The sequence below is a fragment of the Nitratireductor aestuarii genome (assembly GCF_014641695.1).
GTDB lineage: Bacteria > Pseudomonadota > Alphaproteobacteria > Rhizobiales > Rhizobiaceae > Chelativorans > Chelativorans aestuarii.
In genome coordinates this window covers 1-6,748 of the sequence record NZ_BMIF01000031.1, presented here as the reverse complement: position 1 = coordinate 6,748, position 6,748 = coordinate 1, and the positions used below count along the sequence as shown (strand labels likewise).

The window sequence follows — 6,748 nt, the reverse complement described above, 5'->3', positions numbered from 1 at the left end:
TTGGTCAGAGGCTTCTACCTATGAGCTGTGGCATGACACAACTCATCAGCTACAAGCGCCACCGATTCCGCCCCAGATCATTGCCCATGCAGTTTCGTTGTAGTTCCGATTCCTCCGAGCCTCCGACTTGTCGAGGAGATACGGCTCGAGTGGCGCGCGTTCACGACCCTTCCGCGATCCTGTCCAGGTCGCAAGAGGGGTCTGCTGCCGTGCCGGAACTGTCCTGCCGGGGCCCATATCCGAAAAGGGCCGGGCTGCAACATCACGGTCATTGTTAGCTTATGTCGGTAATCCTCCGCCCCATTCTAAGGCTGGCACTGCATGCCGGTTTGCCCGCCCCTCTGCCTCATCAGCAGAAATGATCTCGGGACCTAGTGTGGTGCGGAGGCGCACCCGATCCTTATAAGCGTGCTTGTAGCTCAATCGGGCGATACCGCTTTTCAAATGTCGCGACAGAAGGATCGCGCCTAGCTGGACCCTACATCAGGTGCCGAACTGGCGGGCGAGCGTAACCTTGAAGGTACGGCCCTTGGTTGGCGTTCCCGACAGATATTCGCGATAGTCCTTGTCAAAGATGTTATCGACGCGCAGGCTTGCCTCGAAGTTCTTGAACGTACCTTCGTCCGGCTTCCACGTCAGGAACGCATCGTGCACCTGGAAGGATGGCGTTGGCTGGCGTCCGAGCGGATCTCCGCTGGTGCGCTTCTGCGCGGCGACCAGCCGGGCCGTCCAGCCGAAGGTCAGGTTCTGGTCCGGCAGGCGTCCGCCGATGGTTGCGGAGAACTCGTGCGGGGCGATCGTTTCGAGCGGTACGCCCTCGGTCAGGTCGTCGCCTCGCGTGTAGGTATAGGCAGCGTTGGCGAAGAAGCGTTCCGCGTCATAGGCGAGCTCGAACTCCGTACCATAGATGCGGGCTTCGCCCGTGTTCGTATAGCGCGGGTTTGCCGTTCGTCCGTTATCGGTGATCAGGTCGCTCACGCGATTGTAGAAGCCGGTGGCCTTGAACTGCAGCATGTCGGAGGGCAGGGCGATGTCGTTGAGCGACACGGAGAAGCCCGCCTCGAAGTTGTTTGACTTTTCCTTCTCCAGGCTGAGCGTCAGCGCACTGCTGTCAAACACCTCGTCGATGGTCGGAACGCGCTCGGTATGGGCGATCGAACCAAACACCGCAAAAGTGTCGTTGATCTTGTAGTGCGCCGCGATCTTCGGCGAGAAGGCCGTGTGCTCGTTTACCCGCGCGCCGGCGATGTTCGTCGGCTCCAGCTTCTGGAAGTCAAGGCGCACGCCGCCGATCAGGGTCAGCCGGTCGTTCCAGATGAACTCGCTCTGCGCAAACACGCCGGTCTGGAAGTCAGTGCCCTGCGGATGGGTGCCCGAAGTCGAGCGCAACGTCGTGCGTTCCTGATGGGCAGTCTGCGAGCCTATGGTCAGGTAGTTTTCGAAGTTCTCGCCGATATAATCGAATGTGTTCTGGATGTTGAACTGATAGGTCTTGTAGCCGAACACGCGGTTGAGGGAAGCCAGCGTGGCATTCGACTGGTCGTTGACGGTGTCGGAGAAGGAGGCGCTGATCCTGAGGTCGAGCCACGGGTTGTCCGTGGCCGGGTTCTCGTAGGTGATGGTGGCCGTCTTGTCGGTGACCTTGCGGTCCACGGTGCCGAAACCGCCGGTGATCGGATCGTCCACGCCAGTCTGGTTGTAGTACTGGTCGTCCGCGTCCGATTGCCAGTGCATGTAGGATGCGCGCAACGTCTGCTCGTTGTTCTCACCGAAATGCGCGGTTCCTTTCACCAGCCCGGAGGGGGCTTCGATATCTGAGCCGGGTACGCGGAATCCGCCTCCGGTCTTGTACTCATCCGCCTTGCGGTAGTTGCCGGCGGCCAGGAATTCTAAGGCTTCGTTCGGCCGGTATGAGAGAATGGCGGAGCTGAGCCAGCCGTTCGGGTTTGAGTCGTAGGTCGATTTGAGGCGCAGGGCCGCGATCTGGCCGTCCTGCAGGAAGTCGGATGCATCCTTGGTCTCGAAGTTCACCACGCCGCCAAGCGCGCCTGAACCATAGAGCGTCGAGGATGCCGGACCGCGCAGGACTTCAACGCGCCTGAACAGTTCCGGATCGGTGAACAGGCCGCCCATTCGGTACTGTTCGAAGAACTTGCTTACACCATCGACGTTGATGATGATGCGACCTTCCTCGCCGCCGGTCTCGGGCCCGCCGATGCCGCGGATGTTCAGGCTCTGTCCGAGCACGCGGTCGGAGCCGGAAAGGTTGACGCCGGGCACATTCTGCAGCGCTTCCGAGATTGTGGTTGCCTGCTGGAGATCGAGCTCTTCTTGATCAACGACCGTGACCGACTGCGGCGTGTCGATGGCGACCTTTTCCACGCCGGCGCCCACAACGATCTGTTGTAGTACGGTCGCGTTGGCCGGCGTCGGGCGAGCGGCTTGTTCTTCCGTCTGCTGAGCGCTGGCTGCCTGAGCCGCGAGAAGTGTGAATGTCGCGATGCCGCAAAGCTTCGCCGCCGTGTTGCGAGCCAAAAGACTCATGCAAACCCCCTTTATGTGGCTTTGCTGGCTGGCCGGGAGGCTCGCTGGCTCAAATTGTAGGAATAAACATGATTGCTTTTATCATGTATTGCGTCTCGTATAAAAGGTGAGTAAAAAAGTCAATATTGAGTCACCGACAAACGCCCAGCAAGGTTCAGGTAGCCAGGCGCTAACATGAGGCACCGCACGTGAGCGCTCATATACCGCTGGACCATAGCCTGCCGACCCAATCGCGCCCGGATGCCGGGGGCAAGGGGCACACTTCTGTTCGTACTCTGAAGAGTGAAGACATCCTCCGAGGTTCAAAAGAGGTCGTGATCGAGCATGCCGGAACGGTCTACCGGCTGAAGCTCACGCGTCAGAACAAGCTCATTTTGAACAAGTAAGGGGGAGTACCCATGACAGGTACGTATTCGCCGGCAGAGATCCGGCAGAAGCGCATCGATCATCCGAAGATGCGTGAGCGGGAGCTGGCCCGCATCCTTGGTATCAGCGAAGGCGAGCTGGTCGCCGCCCATTGCGGCTTTGGCGCGACGCGGATCGAGCCAAGGCTCGCTGATTTTCTGAATGGCATGAAGTCGGTTGGCACCGTGATGGTTCTGACCCGCAACGACGGCGCCGTGCACGAGAAGATCGGGGTCTACGAAGAAATCCAGGTCGGAGCGCACAACTCTCTGGTGATCGGCGAGAACATCGACCTGCGCATCTTCCCGCCCCACTGGGTCCACGCTTTCGCGGTGGAAAAGCAGGTGGAGGGCGAGACGCGCCGGAGCCTGCAGTTCTTCGACAAGTCGGGCGAGGCCGTGCACAAGGTGCATCTGCGTCCTGAATCGAACCTCGAGGCCTATGTGGCGCTCGTGGAGCAGTTGAAGTCTGAGGACCAGACTCCCGGTATCAGCGTTGATCCCTACGAGCCGTCCGCTACGACGGCGGACGAGGCCGTGAAGCCGGAACTGCGCCAGCGCTGGGCAGAGATGGAGGACGTCCACCAGTTCACCCGAATCCTGCGCTCGCTGAACATCTCTCGCCGCCAGGCTCTACACATGGCGGAAGAGGAATTCGCGACAAGGCTGGATCATTCGGCTGTCGAGGCACTGTTCGATCGTGCTGTCGGGACGGGCATCCGGATCATGTGCTTCGTTGGCAGCCGCGGCTGCATCCAGATCCACACCGGCTCGATCCACAACACCAAGCGGCTTGGGCCATGGCTCAACGTGATGGACCCGACCTTCCACCTGCACCTGCGGCTTGATCTGCTGGATGAGGTCTGGGCCGTGCGCAAGCCTGTGAAGGAAGGCTATGTCACCTCCGTCGAGGCCTATGACGCGGCCGGAAATCTCGTTATCCAGTTTTTCGGCAAGCGTCATGAGGGCCAGGACGAGCTCGCCGAATGGCGTTCGCTGGTCGCAGGCCTGCCGCGTCTGCAGCGCGCGACAGCGGCGTGAGAGGCTCCGGCGCAATGCGGGCACGGTTCCTTCTTCCATTTCTGCTGACTGTCTCCATCACAGGCGGCGCGCTGGCGGGGTTCATCTATCCCGCTGCTGCGGCCGACGACCTGCCGGAGCCGTTTGCGGACACCTCGCGGCTGGTTTCTATCGGTGGATCGCTGACCGAGATCGTCTTCGAACTCGGCCACGGCGAAAACCTGATGGGCCGTGATACGACCAGCACCTTTCCGCCGGAAGTGAACGAGATCACTGACGTCGGCTATTCGCGCCAACTTGCGCCTGAGGGCGTGCTGTCGGTTGCACCATCCGCCATCTTGCTGCTGGAAGGCAGCGGTCCGCCAGAGGCGATCGATGTTTTGCAAAAGGCACATGTGCCCATGGTCACGGTGCCGGAAACCTTCAGCGGAGAGGGCGTGCTCGCCAAGATCCGCCATACGGGCGCAGCATTGGGCGAGAAGGAAAAGGCGGAAACGCTGGCTGCAAAGGTCGCGGCAGACATCGAGGCTGCCGAGAAGCTCACCGCTGATGTGGCTGAGCGGGTGAAGGTGCTCTTCATCCTCAGCATGCAGGGCGGGCGCGTTCTCGCCTCCGGATCGGGCACGGCAGCCAACGGCATGATCGAGATGGCTGGCGGCGTGAATGCCGTCGAGGGCTATCAGGGCTACAAGCAGATTTCCGACGAGGTCATCACCCAGATCGCGCCCGACGTCATCCTGATGATGGATCGGGGTGAGGATCTGGATGCCACCAATGCCGAGCTCATGGCCAATCCGGCGCTGGCGGCAACGCCCGCCGTCACGAATGGCAGGATCATCCGCATGGATGGAAGCTATCTTCTGGGCTTCGGTCCGCGCACTGGCGCGGCCGTCAAGGATCTCGCCCAGCAGCTCTATGGGGATCAGGTTGCCCGGTAGGATGGCAGCGGGTGTCGATGTTCTTGTCAGTCCATCGCCAGGGGAGCGGTCGCAGATGTCCGGGGTCAGCCGGTTTTCCACTTTGCCGTTTGGGTTGAACGCCGTCGTGGCAGCACCTGAAGGTGATCGTTCAACTCGCGCGCGCTTCGTGCTGGCATTGCTGGCGGTGGTGCTGGTGGTGGTCGCCTTCATCAGCGTTACCACCGGCGCTTCCGAGGCTTCGGCGCTTGGGTTGATCCGCGACTGGTTCGCGGACGGGCAGGACGCGGCACTTTCGGCGCGTGATCGGCTCATCATCTACGACATACGCATGCCACGCGTGGCGCTCGGTATGTTGGTCGGCGCGGCACTTGCCGTTTCAGGTGCGCTTATGCAGGGCCTCTTTCGCAACCCGCTGGCCGACCCCGGCATCATCGGCGTTTCAGCGGGCGCGGGACTTGGCGCGATCGTGGTGATCGTGCTCTCCGGCAGCATTCTCGGGCCTGTGGTGGCGCTCCTCGGCATCTACGCAATGCCGCTCGCAGCCTTCTTAGGTGGCCTCGTCATGACGCTTTCGCTCTACCGGATCGGCACGCGCGGCGGCGAGACCTCCGTGGCGACAATGCTGCTTGCGGGCATCGCGCTGGCGGCGCTCTGCGGAGCGCTTTCTGGCATCCTCATCTTCATGGCGGACGACCGACAGCTGCGCGATCTCACCTTTTGGGGCCTTGGCTCACTCGGCGGCGCAACTTGGGTGAAGGTGATGGCCGCTGCACCCTTCGTCCTGGTCATTCTCGCCACCTCGCCGTTCCTCGCGCGCGGGCTCGATGCACTGGCACTGGGCGAAGCCTCGGCCCGTCACCTCGGCATTCCCGTCCAGAAGCTGAAGACCACGGCAATCCTTTCCGTGGCTGCGGCGACGGGTGCGGCCGTGGCAGTCTCGGGCGGCATAGGCTTTATCGGCATCGTCGTACCGCATCTGCTGCGATTGTTGATCGGACCAACGCACCGGTATCTGCTGCCAGCCTCGGCCCTTCTCGGCGCAAGCCTGCTGCTGCTCGCCGACGCCATCAGCCGGACCATCGTCGCACCGGCCGAACTGCCGATCGGTATCGTCACTGCCGTTTTCGGCGCTCCGTTCTTCATGTGGGTGCTTCTGCGCCGACGTGGCCTGCTCGACCTGTAAGGACATCATGATCAGCGCTCGGAATATCAACGTATGGGCGGGAAGACGTCAGATCCTCCATGATGTGAGCCTCACCGCCCAGCCGGGACAGGTGACGGTGATCATCGGGCCGAACGGATCGGGCAAGTCGACCTTCGTCAAGGCGTTGTCAGGCGATCTGACCTACACGGGCACGGTGACGCTCAACGGCCATGACCTGACACACCTGCGGCCGGAAGCGGCGGCGACCATGCGAGGCGTGCTGCCACAGCACACGCGGATTTCCTTCCCCTATACGGTTCGCGAAGTGGTGCAGCTCGGGCTCCTGCAGGGTGCGTCGACAGAAGGCCAACACCACATGACCGATCACGCGCTGGCGATGGTGGACCTCAGTGGTTTTGCTGGCCGGCTCTATCAGGAGCTTTCGGGCGGCGAACAGCAGCGCGTCCAGCTTGCCCGTGTGCTCTGCCAGGTCTGGTCCCCCAGGCTGGAAGGCGTGCCGCGCTGGCTGATCCTCGACGAGCCGATCTCCAGCCTCGACATCCGTCACCAGCTTCTCGTCATGCGCATCGCACGCGACTTCGCCTCACGCGGTGGCGGCGTGATCGCCGTGCTGCACGACCTGAACCTCACGGCTGCCTTTGCTGATCATGTGGCTGTTTTCCGCGATGGACAGATCGCGACCACTGGTGCGCCGC

6 protein-coding genes are annotated in these 6,748 nt (G+C 61.9%); 5 read left to right on the top strand and 1 reads right to left on the bottom strand.

Translation table 11 applies throughout. The features are described from left to right. Positions 1–483 precede the first annotated feature (483 nt). Entirely contained in the window at positions 484–2,544 is a 2,061-nt protein-coding gene (locus tag IEX27_RS20795; RefSeq protein ID WP_188722988.1) for a TonB-dependent receptor domain-containing protein, read from the bottom strand. 188 nt (positions 2,545–2,732) lie between these two features. Here IEX27_RS20795 and hemP point away from each other — a divergent pair, with 188 nt between their 5' ends. The 5 genes from hemP to IEX27_RS20770 form a co-directional block, all read left to right on the top strand. Continuing rightward, positions 2,733–2,930, top strand: a complete 198-nt coding sequence (hemP, locus tag IEX27_RS20790) for a hemin uptake protein HemP (RefSeq protein ID WP_373869906.1) — start codon at positions 2,733–2,735, stop codon at positions 2,928–2,930. 12 nt (positions 2,931–2,942) lie between these two features. After that, positions 2,943–3,989 carry a hemin-degrading factor gene (locus tag IEX27_RS20785; protein WP_188722987.1) on the top strand — a complete coding sequence of 349 codons (1,047 nt, stop codon included), beginning with the start codon at positions 2,943–2,945 and terminating at the stop codon, positions 3,987–3,989. A gap of 14 nt (positions 3,990–4,003) precedes the next feature. Continuing rightward, complete coding sequence (locus IEX27_RS20780; protein WP_188722989.1) at positions 4,004–4,906, top strand: heme/hemin ABC transporter substrate-binding protein; 903 nt, start codon at positions 4,004–4,006, stop codon at positions 4,904–4,906. A 55-nt stretch (positions 4,907–4,961) separates the two neighbouring features. Further along, on the top strand, positions 4,962–6,071 hold the full coding sequence (locus IEX27_RS20775; RefSeq protein ID WP_188722986.1) for a FecCD family ABC transporter permease: 1,110 nt from the start codon (positions 4,962–4,964) through the stop codon (positions 6,069–6,071). Between the two features lie 7 nt (positions 6,072–6,078). Continuing rightward, positions 6,079–6,748, top strand: a 670-nt coding sequence (locus IEX27_RS20770) for a heme ABC transporter ATP-binding protein (RefSeq protein WP_188722985.1), incomplete at its 3' end; no start/stop codon positions are given.